The organism is Pseudomonas sp. Z1-14, assembly GCF_051132005.1.
Taxonomy (GTDB): domain Bacteria; phylum Pseudomonadota; class Gammaproteobacteria; order Pseudomonadales; family Pseudomonadaceae; genus Aquipseudomonas.
The window spans coordinates 1,778,892-1,794,623 of the sequence record NZ_CP071646.1; the positions used below are offsets into that span (position 1 = coordinate 1,778,892).

Genomic DNA, 15,732 nt, shown 5'->3' on the forward strand with positions numbered 1-15,732 from the left:
TCGTCGTTTCGTCGCTGTAGCGTCATCATTACCGTGAACTTGTCCGAGGAAAAGACGTGGACGCCCGATTGAATGCTTTTCTTGAGCGCGCCGATGCGGTGCTTGCCCGTATCGAGCCCTTGTTGCCCGCCCCGCGGCCCTACATCGACTGGAACCAGACCCTGGCCGCGCGCTGGCAACGTGACGGGCGCAGCGGTTTCCTGCTGCCGTTGACGGTCAGCCTCGACATGCGCCTGTCGGACCTGATCGGTGTCGACCGTCAGGTTGAACAACTGGGCCGCAACACCCGTCAGTTCATCGATGGCATGCCGGCCAACCACGCTTTGCTCTGGGGCTCGCGCGGCACCGGCAAGTCGTCGCTGGTACGGGCCTTGCTGGCTGAGCATGCCGGGCAGGGCCTGCGCTTGATCGAGATCGAGCGTGACCACCTGGCCGATCTGCCCCGGGTAGTCGAGCAGGTGGCAAAACTGCCCCAGCGTTTTGTGCTGTTCTGCGATGACCTGTCGTTCGAGTCCGGCGAAGGCGACTACCGCGTGCTCAAGAGTGTGCTCGACGGTTCCCTGGAACAGGCGCCGGACAATGTGCTGCTGTACGCCACCTCGAACCGCCGTCACCTGGTACCGGAAAAGGAAAGCGACAACGAGAACTGGAAACGGGTCGACGGCGAGCTGCACCCCAGCGAGGCGGTGGAAGACAAGATCGCCTTGTCCGACCGCTTCGGGTTGTGGCTGTCGTTCTATCCGTTTACCCAGGAGCACTTCCTCGATGTGGTAGAGCATTGGATCGGCGAGCTGGCGGCCAAGGCCGGGCTCGACTGGCAGCGTGACGAAGCACTGGATGTGCAGGCGGTGCGCTGGGCAACCGGGCGTGGCAACCGCAACGGACGTTGCGCCTATCAGTTTGCCCGTTATTGGGTGGGCCTCAAACTCCTGGAGCACAAGGCATGATCGATTTGACCCACACCGGTGACGGCCTCGAAGGCTACGGCCTGTTGTCGGCACAGCTGCAATCGTTGCTGGCGGATGAACGCGACTTCATCGCCAATGCCGCGCAGTTCTCGGCTTTCCTGTTCAGTCAGTTGGATGATCTGAACTGGGCCGGTTTCTACCTCAACCGCAGCGAGGAACTGGTGCTGGGGCCGTTCCAGGGTCAGATTGCCTGTGTGCGCATTCCCTTCGGTCGTGGTGTTTGCGGCACGGCGGCGGCGACTCGCCAAACCCAGCGTGTCGAAGATGTCCACGCATTTCCCGGGCACATTGCCTGCGACAGCGCCTCGAACAGCGAACTGGTGGTGCCGCTGGTCAAGGAGGGACGTTTGATCGGCGTGCTGGACCTGGACAGTCCGAAACCGGCGCGCTTCACCGAGCATGACCAGGCCGGCATCGAGCAACTGGCGGCAATCTTCCTGCGGCTGACCGATTGCTGATCACACCTTCAGCCCGGCCTTGACCAGCAGGCTGCCCGGGTCGATCTCATCGATCTGGCTCGGGTCCAGGAACTCCTCGGCATAACGCAAGTAGATTCGCTCGTCGACAAACAGCTGGAACAGCTCGGGATCGATGTGGGCGTCGCGGCACATGGTGGCCATGATGCCGAGGGCTTCACTCAGTTTCTTGGCTTTTTTATACGGGCGATCCGCTGCGGTCAGCGCTTCGAAGATATCGGCAATCGCCATCATTCGAGCCGGCAGGCTCATCTGCTCGCGCTTGAGTCGCTTCGGATAACCGGTGCCATCCATTTTCTCGTGATGGCCGCCGGCGATTTCCGCAACGTTTTCCAGGTGGCTGGGGAAGGGCAGCTGGCTGAGCATCAGGATCGTCTGCACCATGTGGTGGTTGATCACATAACGTTCTTCGCGGGTCAGTGTGCCGCGCGTGATGCTGAGGTTGTAGAGTTCGCCGCGGTTGTATTTCCAGCGCGGTACATCGAGCTGGAAGCCCCATGGGTTGTCTGCCGGAATCAGCTCGGCTGCATGCCGCTCGATCAGATGCTCGGGTTTGTCCGCCAGCAGCGATTCAGTCACCGGAAGCGTCGGCGTGGATGTGCGCGCCTGGCGTCGGCTTTCCTCCCAGGAAACGCCCAGGCGATCATCCAAAGTGCGCGTCCACGTGCGCTGGGCGATGCGTTGCAGACGCTGCAAATCATTCTCGGCCATGGCTTCGGAGCCCAGGTTGCAGCGTGCGACAAAGGCAAAGTCATCATCGAGGGCGGCCAGCGTCGCGTCGCGCTGGCGGGCCAGGGCTGACGACTCGCCACCGGTTGCCAGGGCCTGCCAGTAATCGATCCAGGCGTCGCGCTTGAGTACCTCGAAGCGGGTACGGATTTCATGGATCCGGTCGTTCAGGGTTTCCAGCTTGGTGGCCTTGTCCACTACATACTCGGGTGTGGTGACCTTGCCGCAGTCATGCAGCCAGGCAGCGATGTGCAGCGCTTCCCATTCATCGTCCGTTGGCCGGTAGGCGTCGAACGCCGGTGCCCGGCTGGCGGCCGCGGCCTGGGCGAGCATCAGCGTCAGGGCCGGCACTCGCTGGCAATGGCCACCGGTGTAAGGGCTCTTGGAATCGATCGCCCCGGCGAGCAGTTGGATGAATGAGTCCAGCAGCTGCTTTTGCCTGGCTTGCAGGCGCTGGCTTTCGATGCTCACCGTCGCGGTGCCGGAAACGGCCTGGAGAAAGGCGATGCGGTCCGGCTGGAGTTTCTCCAGGTCGGCTTCAGCGCCGCTGTCTGTGATCAACAGCAACAAGATGCCAACGGTTTCCTGGTGGCGGTTGCGCAGGCGGATGCCGATCAGGTGCACGCGCGGGGCATCCAGTTCCAGCAGGACGCTGCGCAAATCGGCAGCCTGCTCGAAGCCCAGCGAGGACACCAGGGTCTCCGCGGTGGCCAGTTCCTGTAACCACGGCGGGCTGTCCGCGCCATTCAGTGCGTAGCCTCGCAGGGCGAAGGCTTGCAGGTCCCGAGGTGTCCCATCGATCACCAGCCCGTAGGGCTTGACTTGCTCCTCGTCGTGTTCGCGCAGATAGATCAGGCCGGCCTGGGCCTGGCCGATTTTCACCGTCTCGAACAACACCCGCTCCAATAGCGGGGCAAAGCGGGTTTCAGCGCGCAGGCTGGCCGTGATCTCGAAAAAACTCGCCAGGGTTTCTTTCATGCGGGCCATCGAAACACCCAGTTGATCGACCTCCAGCACCGGAGAACGGCGGGACACCGGATAGTTGAAGTCGAAGCTGCGAATGGCGTCGGCTTCCTTGACCAGTGCGCGCAAGGGCTTGACCAGGATTCGCGAGGTCAGCCAGCCGAGGGGCAGGCACAGCAGCAACGTGGCGAGGGTGATCAGCGCGCCTTGCCAGCGCAGGCGATAGGCATCGGCGAGCAATTCATCCTCCGGCACCAGCAAGGCCAACTCCAGACCCTGCGGCCCGCCCTCCTGCATGTGGCTGCGGGAAACGATCCATTGGCGTCCGGCCGCTTCCAGGCGTGGCGTGTCAGAGTGGTCATCGAGCGCAGCGGCGATGGCCGGGGCAAGGTCACGCGCCTTGATCAGGCGGGACGACTGAATGTCGGCGATCAACCGGGGACTGTCCGGATAGCCCACCGCGTTGCCTTGGGGATCGATCAGGACAATTTCGGTGCCGGCGCTCACCTTGTGCTTGGCCAATGTCTGGGACAGGGCGGCCAGGGTCAGGTCAGCGCCGATGACGGCCTGCTCGCCGCTGCGCCGCGCAAGGGTGGTGCCGATGTTTCGGGTGGAAAAGAACACGTAGGGTTCGGTGGTGATCTGTTCAGGGCTGCTCAAGGCGCTACGGAACCAGCCCCGGCTGCGCGGATCGTAGGTTTCGTCAGGATGTTGCAGGCGGCTGAGAAGGTTCAGGTCCCGGTCATAGAACAGCGATTGCGAGCGAACCAGGTCTTCGCTGCCGGCGCGCTCCACGGTCCAGACCTGATACAGCGCGCCGACCGGTGCCTTCATCGCAGCCCTCAAGGCATCGGTGCGCAACGGCCGGACCATGAAAAACTCGCCCTTGCTGTCACCCAGGTACAGCGACGCCAGGTTCGGGTTGTCTCGCAGCGCCTGGCTGAAGGGCACGAGCAGGTCCAGCCGTTGCGCCATCCCAGGCGCACGCGTCGCCGGGTAATCGGCCAGCAGGCCCAGCAGATGACGGATCGGTTCGTAGGTGTCGTACAGGTCCAAGCGTACGTCCTGTTCAATTCGATTGAACAGCTTTTCGCTGCTGGACAGGATGATCTGGGTGGTTTGCCGGTAGTTGAAGACGCCCAGCACGACGCCGGTCAGCAGCAGGAGCAGGGTAAACATCACGCTGATATGGACGTGCAGGGGAAACCGGCGTTTTTCCGGACGCGGTGCGCTGGGCATATCCGTCACTCCAAGTGTTCGGGGGGAGATCGCCCCCTGATACGCACTGCTGAGCCAACAGCATAGTAAACACTGGATTATCCTGCCTTGGCGATCTCCGTTTCCAGCGCCTGTTCCAGTTCGGTCATCGCTCGGTGGAGCGCTTTCGCGCAGGCGTCGATTTGTCCGGGTGCCTGCTCCTGATGACAGGCGATTTCCAGAGCCTCGCACAATTCGATCAGCCCATTTGCCTGCACGATACGGGCGACGCCTTTTATCTTGTGCGCCGTTTCGGCAACCGCTTGGGAAGGGCCGGTACGGGCGGCTTGGAGCAGCTCCTGGCGGTCGGAACGGTTGCTGCTCAGCAGTTCCGCCAGCAGCCGCCGGACGGAGATCGGGTCGCCGCCGGTGAGCATGTGCAGGCTCCGGACATTGAACACGGCTGGGCGGCTCGCGGGCTTGATCGTGTTCATCCATTGGCTCAGGGTGCTCAAGTTGATCGGCTTGAACAGGCAGTCGTCCATTCCGGCCTCCTTGCAGCGCTGCTTCTCCTCGGGTTGCGCATTGGCGGTGAACCCGAGGATGGTGCAGCGCGGCTGTTGATGTTCGGCCTCGTACCGACGGATGGCCCTGGCAAGCTCGTAACCGCTCATGACGGGCATGTTGCAGTCGGCGATGATCAGGTCGAAATCACCCTCATGCCAAGCCTTGAGCCCTTGCGCGCCATCGTTGGCGAGGGAGTGGCGATGACCGAGGTATTCCAGTTGCTGCGTCATCAATAAACGATTGGCCGGGTGATCATCCACCACCAGGACGCTCAATCGGGCCGTGGCCGTTTCGACCGCAGGCTCCGCCGGGACGCCGATCGTCGTCTCGGGCAGGATGCTCGGCTCCAGGGTAAGCCGGACCTGGGTACCGACGCCCGGTTGGCTGTCCAGGGACAACTCACCGCCCATCATCTGGCACAACTGGCGGCTGATCACCAGGCCCAGCCCCGCGCCTTTGCGGGCCATCCGGCTGCTGTTGTCGGCCTGGGCAAACGGTTCGAACAGGCGCTGCATGTCCACCGGACTGATGCCAATGCCGCTGTCGCTGACTTCTATCTGCATCCGCAGCGTATTTTCATGAGCGGTTCGGGAAAGCCTGGCGCGGACCTTCACCTCGCCCTGCTCGGTAAATTTCAAGGCATTGCTGATCAGGTTCGAGATCACCTGCTTGAATCTCGATGGGTCTATCAGGACGTCGTGTTTGTCGTCGGCGGGCTCTACCTGCAGCGACAACAGCAGATTCTTTTGCCGGGCCAGTCCCTCGAATACCCTGACCACCGAGCGCAGCAAGGCGCTGACATTCACTCGTTCGGGGGCCAGGGTCAGGTGGCCTGATTCGATGCGGGCAATGTCCAGGATATCGCCGATCAGCTCCAGCATGCCTGAGGCCGATTCGTACGCGACCGCTATGGTCGAACGGTCGACCTGTCCCTTGTCGGCATGCTTGAGGGCCAGTTCCAGCATGCCGATCACTGCGTTCATAGGCGTACGGATTTCATGGCTCATGGTCGCCAGGAAGGTGCTTTTCGCGCGATTGGCGGCGTCGGCCTGTTCCTTGGCGGCATGCAGTTCCTCGACAAGCTGGCGCCGTTCACTGATGTCGATCCAGCCACCGATGATGCCTTGTACGTGTCCCGCGGCGTTACGGTAGGGGAGGATCCAGTGATAGATCGTCAGCTTCCGAGCGCCAATCTGCAGCGGCCGGTCGGTGATCAAGGCGGTGCCCTCGGCCATGACACGCTGGTAGTCCGCCCGATATTCCTGCGCTTCGAAAACATTGCTCATGGATACCGCCGCGACGTCCTTGCCGATCACTTCTTCGCGTGTTGCGTTAAACGATTCCAGGTAACTGTCGTTACAGCTTTGCAGAAGCCCATGGCGGTCCCTCACGTAGATCGGATGGGGGGTGCCGTTGAGCAGGGCATGCATGAATTCAAGCTGGTCGTTGAGCGCCAGCTCCGCCTTCTGGCGTTGCCTGATCTGCCGCCGCATGTACGCATTCCACGCCAGGGACAGCAGCAATAACAGGCCGGCGCCTGCGACAAACTGCAGGAATACCCGGTGATAGGTGCGCCAGGTAAGCTCCGCCGCCGAGATATGCCCTCGCCAGCGGTTGTTGATGACCCCCAGTTCGGCGGGTTCGATGCTGGTCAGGGCCTTGTCCAGGATCGAGCTCAACTCTGGTGAGTTCGTTGCGCTGGCCAACGAGAACAGGGCTTGTCGGGTGCCTACGGTGCTGCTGATCTGCAATGTGTCGCGCAGCGTGTGGGAAGACAGGAAATAATTGGCCATGACCAGCGAACTGACGCTGCCATCGGCCTCCCCCTGGGCGAGCATATCGACGGCCCGCAGGGAGTCGGCGGCCTCGACCAGTTGGATATGCGGATATTCGCTGCGCAGCCAGTCGATGATGGGATTGCCCGCGGCGATTGCCAGACGCTTGCCGGCGAGCTGGTCGAGGGTTGCGGGCGTGTCGGATTGTTTGCGGGTCAGCAGGACAAAGGCGCTGTCGAGGTAGGGACGGCTGAACTTCAAGGACTGTTGCCGTTCGCTGCTGGGCAGGAGCGCGGCAATCATGTCGGCCTCGCCTTTCACCACCGCGGAGATCATTTCGCCGTCAGTCTGGCGCCGCTGGATCTCCAGGCGCAGGCCGGTACGCAGCCTGATCAGTTCCAGCAGGTCGGCGCTGATACCGCGAAAATCACCGTCCGGATCGAAGAACGTAAACGGCGCGAACGTTTCGTTTACGGCCACGCGAACGACGGGATGCTTCGTCAGCCAACGTTGTTCGCGGTCAGTCAGTTGTATCCGCTGATCCGTGAGGTACAGGTCGCTGCCGGCACTCCAGCGTTTTGAGATCGCCGTCTGCTCCGCAATCGGGAGCTGGCTCAGCGTGGCGTTCAGGATTTCCAGCAGCAGGGCATTATCCCGGCGGACCGCGAAACTGAAACCGTAGGTTTCGTGTTTTCCGAAGCTGGCCATGCGGACGTTGCTCAGGTAGCCCTTGTTGATCAGATAGTGGGTAGAAACGGTGTCGCCGAGAAATACGTCGGCCTGGCCGAAGGCGACGGCATTGATGGCGTTCTGGTAAGAGGTGTAGGTGGTGATCTGCGCCTTGGGATAGAGTTTTCTGATTTCATCCAGGGGCAGGTAGTGATAGGCCATGCTCAGCCGCAGCCCTTCGAGATCTTCGGTCAGGGACGGGCGGTCGCCCGTCCGGGTAACAAGGACGGGCTGGTCTACTGCATAGGGTTTCGACAGGGCGATGCCCGGATTGCTGGCCTCGAAACCGTTGGCGCTGCCGAGCAAGTCGATTTGCCCGCTTTCCAGCGCGGCAATCGCGTCGCCACGGGAACTGAAGCGCAATACCTTCATGGGCAAACCGGTCGCCTGGGCGACGACACCCGCGTAATCGGCAGTCATGCCTTCATAATCGCGGCCACTGGTGGAAAGATCGAACGGGGGATAATCCGGTGCGGATGTACCCAGGACCAGCTCCTGACGACCTTGCAGCCAGGCGCGATGGGGAGCGTCGAGTCTGATCTGCATGGGATCCGCCGTCGCCCGACTCAGCAGCGTATAACGCTCGGGCAACTGCGGGGCGGCCATGAGAGTCGCGACATAGAGTCCTGCGCACGACAGCAGAAGAAATTCGCGTAGACATCTGTACATGCTGTTATTTCTCAAACAAGTGCGTTGCGCTTGGCCATCTCGATCAGATCTACCAGGGACTTGACCTTGAGTTTCTGCATCAAGCGTTTTTTATACGTGCTGACGGTTTTATTGCTGAGAAACATGCCTTTGGCGATGTCTTTGTTGGTACGGCCCTGCGCGAAAAGTTGCAGCACCATCAATTCGCGATCGTTGACGCTTTTGAAAAGATCCAGCTCGATACTGCGCGGATCATCATGACGCAGGGGCGTCAACGCCTGGCTCGGGAAATAGTTATAGCCGGACAGTACGGCCTTAATTGCGCTGATCAATTCACTGAGGTCTTCCTGTTTACACACATAGCCGGAGGCACCAGATTGCATGCAGCGGATGCCAAACAGCGTCGGTGATTGCGCCGTCAGCACCAGCGTCTTGATCGGGGCGGTCATTGCGTTGAAACGTGAAAGAATTTCCAACCCATCAAGCTTGGGAATGCTGATGTCCAGTATGACCAGGTCCGGCATACATTCACGGACCATTTGCATCGCGTCGACGCCGTTGTCGGTTTCTCCTACAACTTTATAACCTTCATGCTCCAGCAGCATTCGAACGGCGAGGCGGATGACCGGATGATCGTCGACAATGAAAACGGAGTTCATGAATAAATCCCCTGCGAACTGAATAAAGCGCGCACCTTAGCCCAGTTAAGTCAGGGTCGTACGAGGAGACGGGGCTACATTTCCAGTTTCGGAAGTTTCCTACAAGAAAAGAGGAAAGGTACTACGAAGTATTTAGGTTATTGGTAGGCGAATGGAGTGGGACGAGCGCGTCTTATATTCTATTCAAGGCAAGGTGTTTAACTTTTAATCAGGCACGCGTAGTCCGTCAGTAGCTTGTTTCGCTCATTTCGTAGAGATAGCGAGTTTTAGAAAAGTTTGTTTATCTGTTGTTGAGTGAGCCGCCGATAAAGGCGGCGCTGAGCTCATTGACGAGTGCGACCGGTCATTTCCTGTGCCATTTCGCTGGCATAGCTGTCGGTCATGCCGGCGATGAAATCGATCATTCGCAGGAACGCGCTGTGCAAGGGGCCGTCAGGGTCTGGCGCGTTGTTACCCAGCAGATCGAGGATGCGCCGATTCTTGAACGAGGGTGTACGGCCGCCGTGTTGTTCCAGGGCGGCACCACAGAACCCGTTGAGCAGAATTTCCAGCGTGGTGTAGGCACCGATTTCGTGCAGAGTCTTGCGCTTGTCCTGGAATATCTTCTTGCGGGCCATGTCCTTGGCGTTCAAGACGCAGCGTTTGGCCGGGCCATGCATGTGTTCCACCAGGTCTCCCTGCAGCGTGCCTGCCAGCAGTGCCTCCTGCTGCTCGACGAACGCCCGGGCGGCGGCGTTTGTCAGGTGTTCGATGGCTTTGCCGCGCAGGATCGCCAGTTTGCGCCGCCGGGAATCCAGCGGGCCAAGCTGCCGATAAGTCTCCGGCAGGTCATCGCCGACCAGATCCAGCAGCAGCGATTCCACCTGCGGGTATTCCAGCAGCTCCATTTCCACGCCGTCTTCCAGGTCGATGAGCGCGTAGCAGATATCGTCGGCGGCCTCCATCAGGTAGACCAGCGGATGCCTTGCCCAGCGCTGGTCCTCGATTTGCGGCAGGCCGAGCTTGTGGGCAATCTGCTCGAGCAACGGCAGTTCGCTCTGATAGCAGCCGAACTTGTGCTTCTTGTAGCCCAAGGAGTCGGCGTGGCGGGCAGTCCAGGGATATTTCAGGTAAGTGCCAAGCGTCGCGTAGGTCAGCCGGGTGCCGCCGTCGAACTGATGGTATTCGAGCTGCGTGAGGACCCGGAATCCTTGGGCATTACCCTCGAAATTGAGAAAGTCATTGCGCTCGGCCTCGCTCATGGCATCCAGCCAGCCTCGTCCGGCCGCCTGTTGAAACCAGTAGCGGATGGCGTCTTCACCGGAGTGGCCGAACGGCGGGTTGCCGATGTCGTGGGCCAGGCAGGCCGATTGCACCACCATGCCCAGGTCGCTGGGTTCACACCAGTCTGGCAAGGCGCCGCGGATGGTTTCTCCCACGCGCATGCCCAGGGAGCGCCCGACGCAACTGACTTCAAGCGAATGGGTCAGGCGCGTGTGGATATGATCGTTGCTGGAGACCGGATGCACCTGGGTCTTGCGTCCGAGGCGACGGAATGCACCGGAAAAGATGATGCGGTCGTGGTCTTTATGGAAAGGGCTGCGGCCCAGTTCTTCCGGACTGTGCAGGGGTTTTCCCAGGCGTTCGCGAGTCAGCAGGGTGTGCCAATCCAAGGCCAGTTGCTCCGTTTGGTGAGTCGATGCCCTAGCTTCCCGGTTCGGGACGCGTCCTGCAAGGGCCGCAGGCATCGACCTGTTGTACCCGGGTGTTGCACGGACGGGTCAATCGGGCCGTTCCAATGGAAAGGCCCGTTCAGGGTCGGCCCGAGGACACGGCCGTCAGGGTTTGCGTACAGTCTTGGCCAGCTTGATCAGCGGCAGCAGCGCGGTTGCTAGCCGGATCAGTCGCGAGAAGCCACCTGAGCGTCCGCTTCGGGTCCGCTTGCCGCCGAGGAAGCCGAGCAAGGACACGGCGGCCACGCCCCAGAGTGACGCATGCTTCAGGCCGAAGCCCTCATGCCAGCTTTGCGTAAAGCCGCGCACCCGTTGCAGCGGGTGCAGCAGTTGCCGGGTTTCTTGACGAATTTTCTGGCGGTGCATCTCCATGCGCAGGCGCACCAGCGCCTTGCGCATCTCCTGCCGGGTACGGGCTTGGGGAATATCGGGCCGACTCATGGCAACAGGCGCTCCCGGTCGTTGGCGAGTTCTTCGAGGGTGGCATGGAAAGGCGAGGACTCATCAAAAATCGCTGCCTTGAGCCGAAGCCCGCAGAACAACGCCGCCAGCAGATAAAACAGGCAGAGGCCGATGATCCCCGCCAGGCGATAGGTATCCCACACCAGAATCAGCACCAGTGCGGACAGCCCGACCAGCAGCAGCAAACCGAAAACCAGCGCAAGCCCGGCAAACAACAACAGGCTGACGGTGCGGGCCTTCTGCTCCTGCAATTCGATGCCGAACAGTTCGACATGACTGTGCAGCAAGCCGAGGAACGCCGCGCCCAGGCGCCGCGCGGTAGGCTTCGTGCCCGATTCGGGCGAGCCGGATTCGTCGATGCCCATCATTAGCGCCGTGTCGCCAGCAGTCCGATCAAAAAGCCCACGCCCGCAGCGATGCCGACCGATTGCCAAGGATTGGCCTGCACATATTCTTCGGTGGCAATCACTGCAGCCTGACCGCGCTCGCGTACCGAGTCTTCGGTCAGCTGGAGGGTTTCACGGGCGCGCAAAAGGGTTTCGTGGATCTGGCTGCGCAATTCGTCAGCCTGATCACCAGCCAGGGTCGCCGTGTGGTCCAGCAACCGTTCGGTGTCCTTGACCAGCGTCTGGAAGTCTTCCTTCAAGGTTTCTTGAGCAGTCTTTGCCTGGGTTCTGGCCATTGGTGCATCTCCGTAAGTGACGTCTGAAGCGTTCGAGTATGAGCCTTGCCGGAAGGTTCAGTGAAACTGCTGGTACAACTTTTGCTCTGGCATCCGCCATGTACTGGTGCGTCAGCATGCGCCGGTGCGCTGAAGCTGGGCAAAAGCCCGCAGAACCTTAACTCAAATAATCAAAACCCGCGAAGCACCACGCTGCGCAACGTCGTGACAGCGGTTTTCGTGCACCAAAGCGGCTCGCAGGGGAATGAGGCGTTTCAACTTGGTGCGTCGGCCGCTCGATTGAACCGCTTTGGTGCCTTTTCAACTTTCTCAGGTCTGCCAACACCATGGAAAATCTGCAAAGCGCCGTGGACAATCTGGTCCACAGCTCCAACACGCTGTTCATCCTGCTCGGTGCGGTCATGGTTCTGGCCATGCACGCCGGCTTCGCGTTCCTTGAAGTAGGCACCGTCCGACAAAAGAATCAGGTCAATGCGTTGTCGAAGATTCTCAGCGATTTCGCAGTGTCGACCTTGGCCTATTTCTTCATAGGCTACTGGATTTCCTACGGCGTGACTTTTTTGCAGCCGGCGGCGGTGCTCAGCGCTGACCACGGCTACAGCCTGGTGAAGTTTTTCTTCCTGCTGACCTTTGCCGCCGCGATCCCGGCCATTATTTCCGGAGGGATCGCCGAGCGTGCCCGGTTCGTACCGCAGTTGTGCGCCACGGTGTTGATAGTAGCGTTCATCTACCCGTTTTTCGAAGGCCTGGTCTGGAATGGCAACTACGGCCTGCAAGGCTGGCTGCAAGCCCGTTTCGGCGCCAGTTTCCATGACTTTGCCGGCTCCGTGGTCGTGCATGCCATGGGCGGCTGGCTGGCATTGGCCGCGGTACTGTTGCTCGGGCCGCGCAATGGTCGCTACCGGGACGGGCGCCTGGTGGCGTTCGCGCCTTCGAGCATCCCGTTCCTGGCGTTGGGCTCGTGGATTCTTATTGTCGGCTGGTTCGGTTTCAACGTGATGAGTGCCCAGACGTTGCCTGGAGTCAGTGGGTTGGTGGCGGTCAACTCGTTGATGGCAATGGTCGGCGGGACCGTGGCGGCCTTGATCATCGGGCGCAACGACCCCGGCTTCCTGCATAACGGCCCGTTGGCCGGGTTGGTGGCGGTCTGTGCCGGTTCCGACCTGATGCATCCGGTGGGGGCGCTGGCGACCGGAGCCATCGCGGGCGCGCTGTTTGTCTGGTGTTTCACCGCGGCCCAGGGCAAGTGGAAAATCGACGACGTGCTCGGGGTCTGGCCCCTTCATGGCCTGTGCGGCGTCTGGGGTGGCATTGCCTGCGGCATTTTCGGCCAGCAAGCCTTGGGTGGCTTGGGCGGCGTCAGCCTGGTCAGTCAACTGGTCGGCACCGCGTTGGGCGTCGTCATTGCCCTGGTTGGCGGGTTCGCGGTTTATGGTGCGATCAAGTTCGTGCTGGGCCTGCGGCTGACCCAGGAAGAGGAGTACTACGGCGCCGATCTGTCGATCCACAAGATCGGTGCCGTCAGTCAGGACTGAACACTGCGCTACGGTTCCTTGTCCTGATTGCCGGGATAGAACCCGTGCAGCAGGCCATAGCGTTCGTGACGAACCTGATCCACATGATGCCGGACCCGCTGCTCCGGCAGCCCGAGCATGACCAGCGCGTGAGAGGCGAGCATCAGGCTCGATTCAAGCAGTTCCGGGACCACTTCGGTCGCTCCGGCGGCCTGCAGTTCGGCCAGTTGGCTGTCGTCCCGAGTGCGCACCAGGATCGGTACCTGCGGGTTGACGCGTCGGGCTGCCCTGAGCACGGTCAGCGCGATGTCCGTCTTGTCGACCGCAATGACCAGCAGCCGGGCGCGGCTCAGTCCCACGGCGGCCAGCAGGTCTGCCCGGCGTGAGTCCCCGTAATGTACGCAACGCTCATCGACCGTGGCTTCCTGAATGATCACCGGGTCGTCGTCGAGGGCGACAAAGGCCAGGCCTTCGCGGCGCAGGAACCGCCCGATGGATTGGCCCACCCGACCATACCCGCAGATCACCACATGACCCGACAAGCCTGCATTGAGCTCGCTGATCTGGTCCAGTTGTGCTTCCTGGTTGGGTTTGCGGTGCAGGCGCGCGGCAATCCCCGGCGCTGCACGCAGCAAAAGCGGGGTCAGCAGCATCGAGCAGAATGTCGCGGCCAACAGCAGGCCGCCGATGTCGGCGGGCATCAGGCGGTTCTGCTGCATCAATGCCATCAGGGCAAAACAGAACTCGCCACCTTGAGCCAGGGCCAGGCCGCTGCGCCACGCGGTTTCGCCGTCGCTGCCGCGCCACTTGACCAGTGCGGCGACCACGCAGCCCTTGATGATCATCAAGCCGAGGGTCAATCCGAGTATCTGCAGGCCATCGTCGATGAACAGTCGAAGGTCGATCAGCATGCCGATGCTGACGAAAAACAGCCCCAGCAGGATGTCGCGGAATGGACGTATATCGGCCTCGATCTGGTGCCGGTAATGGCTTTCTCCCAGCAGCATGCCGGCCAGGAATGCCCCCAGGGCCGGTGACAGGCCGAGCAGGTGCGTCAGCCATGCGGTGAGCAGTACGATCACCAGCGCCAGCAGCACGAACAGTTCGGCGGACCGGGACGCGGCTACTTCATGGAATAGCCGGGGCAGCAGCCAGCGGCTGGCAAGCAGCAGACCGCCGAACAGAAACAGAGTCTTGCCCAGGGTCAGGGGCAGCGCCCAGTACCAGGCGTACTCGCTGCTGCCGGCAAAGACCGGCACCAGGGTCAGCAGTAATACCGCAACGACATCCTGGAACAGCAGCACACCGATAGCGTTCTGGCCGTGACTACTGAAAATTTCCCCCAGGCTGGTCAGCTCCTTGCTGACGATGGCCGTGGACGACAGCGCCAGCCCGGCGCCCAGGAGCAGTGCCGCCAGCGCCGGGGCACCGCAGATCACCAGCACGCCCCCCAGCAGCACCCCCGAACACACCACCTGCAAACTGCCGAGGCCGAACACCACCCGGCGCAGTTCGAGCATCTTCGACAACGAGAATTCCAGCCCCAGCGAGAACAACAGGAAGACCACGCCGAGCTCGGCCAGATCCGGCAATTGCTCGCTGTCGTTCACCCAGTCCAGGGCTGTGGGGCCGACCGCCAGCCCGACGCAGAGGTAGCCGAGCACCGGTGGCAGGCGTAATCGCCTGAACAGGGCGATGACTACCAGGGACGAGGCTAGGATGATCAGCAGGTTGGCGAACAAGAGGAACTCCGTTTCAAGACGCTGACATCCAGCTTAGGAGAGAAAATACGTCGAGCATTGCCGAAAAGACATTTGGGCTCAATGATTTGCGTCAGTGTTTTACTGAAACATGGTGAGCCACGGTACGCCGCTCGACGGCCACGTGGAGCGAGCCTAGAATGATGGTCTATTTTTTCGGGTCTACCTGCCATGCCGCCTGAATGCCAGTTGTTCGGCACCCTGGGGTGCCACCTGTGTGAAGTTGCCGAGGGCGTGCTGATGCCTTTCGTCGAGCATGGCCTCTTGGTAGAACTGGTGGATATCGCCGAAAGCGAGGCCTTGTCCGAAGCCTATGGCTTGCGCATCCCCGTGCTCCGTCGGATCGATACAGGGGCGGAGCTGGACTGGCCCTTCGATGACCCTGATCGGGTTGCGGCGTTTCTGCGTTGATACCTTCCATCGCCTGAGTCCATCCACCGCCATTGGCGAAATGACATTCTTCGGTTACTGTATGCCCATACAGCAATCCGGAGTGCGTCCCTTGGTCAATGTCGAACAATTGAAAAACAGCGTGAACAGGATGTCCGCGGACGTTGTGCGCGAGGCGGTCCTGGAGTTGCGCCTGGATGGTCTGGTAACCGAAGGCAAGACACCCTTCAACAAGCTGCATTTCAACACCTGTTTTGCCGAGATCGAAGCGTTGTTCCAGCGTGCCGGTTACCACAAGCAATTGGACGTGGTGGGTTACCAGGGGCTGTTGTATGCATTGTACGACCCGGGACGTTGGGAGGCAGTCGAGGTGCTGCGCTGGTTGAAGGAGTTCACCGAGGCAGCGGAAAAACCGACTCAATTCGCGCATGAGCCAATAAGCACTGTGCCGGCTTGTGCGAGTGGCGGATAATACCGGCCCCGTAAACGCTCAAGAGTTTT

13 protein-coding genes are annotated in these 15,732 nt (G+C 61.0%); 5 read left to right on the forward strand and 8 right to left on the reverse strand.

Annotation, left to right across the window (positions count from 1 at the left end; genetic code table 11):
* The first annotated feature begins 56 nt into the window (after positions 1 to 56).
* Both J3P89_RS08320 and J3P89_RS08325 read left to right on the forward strand, forming a co-directional pair.
* The gene (locus J3P89_RS08320; RefSeq protein WP_434697241.1) at positions 57 to 947 is read left to right on the forward strand and encodes an ATP-binding protein; all 891 of its coding nucleotides are present in this window, start codon (positions 57 to 59) and stop codon (positions 945 to 947) included.
* Complete coding sequence (locus J3P89_RS08325; protein ID WP_434697242.1) at positions 944 to 1,426, forward strand: GAF domain-containing protein; 483 nt, start codon at positions 944 to 946, stop codon at positions 1,424 to 1,426. Before J3P89_RS08320 ends, J3P89_RS08325 begins: the two co-directional genes overlap by 4 nt.
* On the opposite strand, the gene J3P89_RS08330 is transcribed toward J3P89_RS08325, so the two are convergent.
* The 7 genes from J3P89_RS08330 to J3P89_RS08360 all read right to left on the reverse strand — a co-directional run bounded on the left by J3P89_RS08330 (position 1,427) and on the right by J3P89_RS08360 (position 11,567).
* Positions 1,427 to 4,375: an HD domain-containing phosphohydrolase gene (locus J3P89_RS08330; RefSeq protein WP_434697243.1), complete on the reverse strand. Its 2,949-nt coding sequence runs from the start codon at positions 4,373 to 4,375 to the stop codon at positions 1,427 to 1,429.
* A 77-nt stretch (positions 4,376 to 4,452) separates the two neighbouring features.
* On the reverse strand, positions 4,453 to 8,010 hold the full coding sequence (locus tag J3P89_RS08335; protein ID WP_434697964.1) for a transporter substrate-binding domain-containing protein: 3,558 nt from the start codon (positions 8,008 to 8,010) through the stop codon (positions 4,453 to 4,455).
* A 74-nt stretch (positions 8,011 to 8,084) separates the two neighbouring features.
* The gene (locus J3P89_RS08340) at positions 8,085 to 8,711 is read right to left on the reverse strand and encodes a response regulator transcription factor (RefSeq protein WP_305499795.1); all 627 of its coding nucleotides are present in this window, start codon (positions 8,709 to 8,711) and stop codon (positions 8,085 to 8,087) included.
* A 323-nt stretch (positions 8,712 to 9,034) separates the two neighbouring features.
* The gene (locus tag J3P89_RS08345; protein WP_305499797.1) at positions 9,035 to 10,363 is read right to left on the reverse strand and encodes a deoxyguanosinetriphosphate triphosphohydrolase; all 1,329 of its coding nucleotides are present in this window, start codon (positions 10,361 to 10,363) and stop codon (positions 9,035 to 9,037) included.
* Between the two features lie 165 nt (positions 10,364 to 10,528).
* Entirely contained in the window at positions 10,529 to 10,864 is a 336-nt protein-coding gene (locus J3P89_RS08350) for a hypothetical protein (RefSeq protein WP_434697244.1), read from the reverse strand.
* Positions 10,861 to 11,250, reverse strand: a complete 390-nt coding sequence (locus J3P89_RS08355) for a phage holin family protein (RefSeq protein ID WP_305499799.1) — start codon at positions 11,248 to 11,250, stop codon at positions 10,861 to 10,863. The genes J3P89_RS08350 and J3P89_RS08355 overlap by 4 nt, the downstream gene beginning before the upstream one ends.
* 2 nt (positions 11,251 to 11,252) lie before the next feature.
* On the reverse strand, positions 11,253 to 11,567 hold the full coding sequence (locus J3P89_RS08360; RefSeq protein ID WP_434572838.1) for a DUF883 family protein: 315 nt from the start codon (positions 11,565 to 11,567) through the stop codon (positions 11,253 to 11,255).
* 326 nt (positions 11,568 to 11,893) lie between these two features.
* Here J3P89_RS08360 and J3P89_RS08365 point away from each other — a divergent pair, with 326 nt between their 5' ends.
* A complete protein-coding gene (locus J3P89_RS08365) occupies positions 11,894 to 13,102 on the forward strand; it encodes an ammonium transporter (protein WP_434697245.1) in 1,209 nt (402 codons plus the stop codon).
* 8 nt (positions 13,103 to 13,110) lie between these two features.
* Here J3P89_RS08365 and J3P89_RS08370 read toward each other — a convergent pair whose 3' ends face one another.
* The gene (locus J3P89_RS08370) at positions 13,111 to 14,823 is read right to left on the reverse strand and encodes a cation:proton antiporter (RefSeq protein ID WP_434697246.1); all 1,713 of its coding nucleotides are present in this window, start codon (positions 14,821 to 14,823) and stop codon (positions 13,111 to 13,113) included.
* A gap of 189 nt (positions 14,824 to 15,012) precedes the next feature.
* Here J3P89_RS08370 and J3P89_RS08375 point away from each other — a divergent pair, with 189 nt between their 5' ends.
* Both J3P89_RS08375 and J3P89_RS08380 read left to right on the forward strand, forming a co-directional pair.
* Positions 15,013 to 15,252: a glutaredoxin family protein gene (locus J3P89_RS08375; protein ID WP_434574141.1), complete on the forward strand. Its 240-nt coding sequence runs from the start codon at positions 15,013 to 15,015 to the stop codon at positions 15,250 to 15,252.
* Positions 15,253 to 15,343: 91 nt separating this feature from the next.
* Positions 15,344 to 15,703: a transcriptional regulator gene (locus J3P89_RS08380; protein WP_434697965.1), complete on the forward strand. Its 360-nt coding sequence runs from the start codon at positions 15,344 to 15,346 to the stop codon at positions 15,701 to 15,703.
* The last annotated feature ends 29 nt before the right edge of the window (positions 15,704 to 15,732 follow it).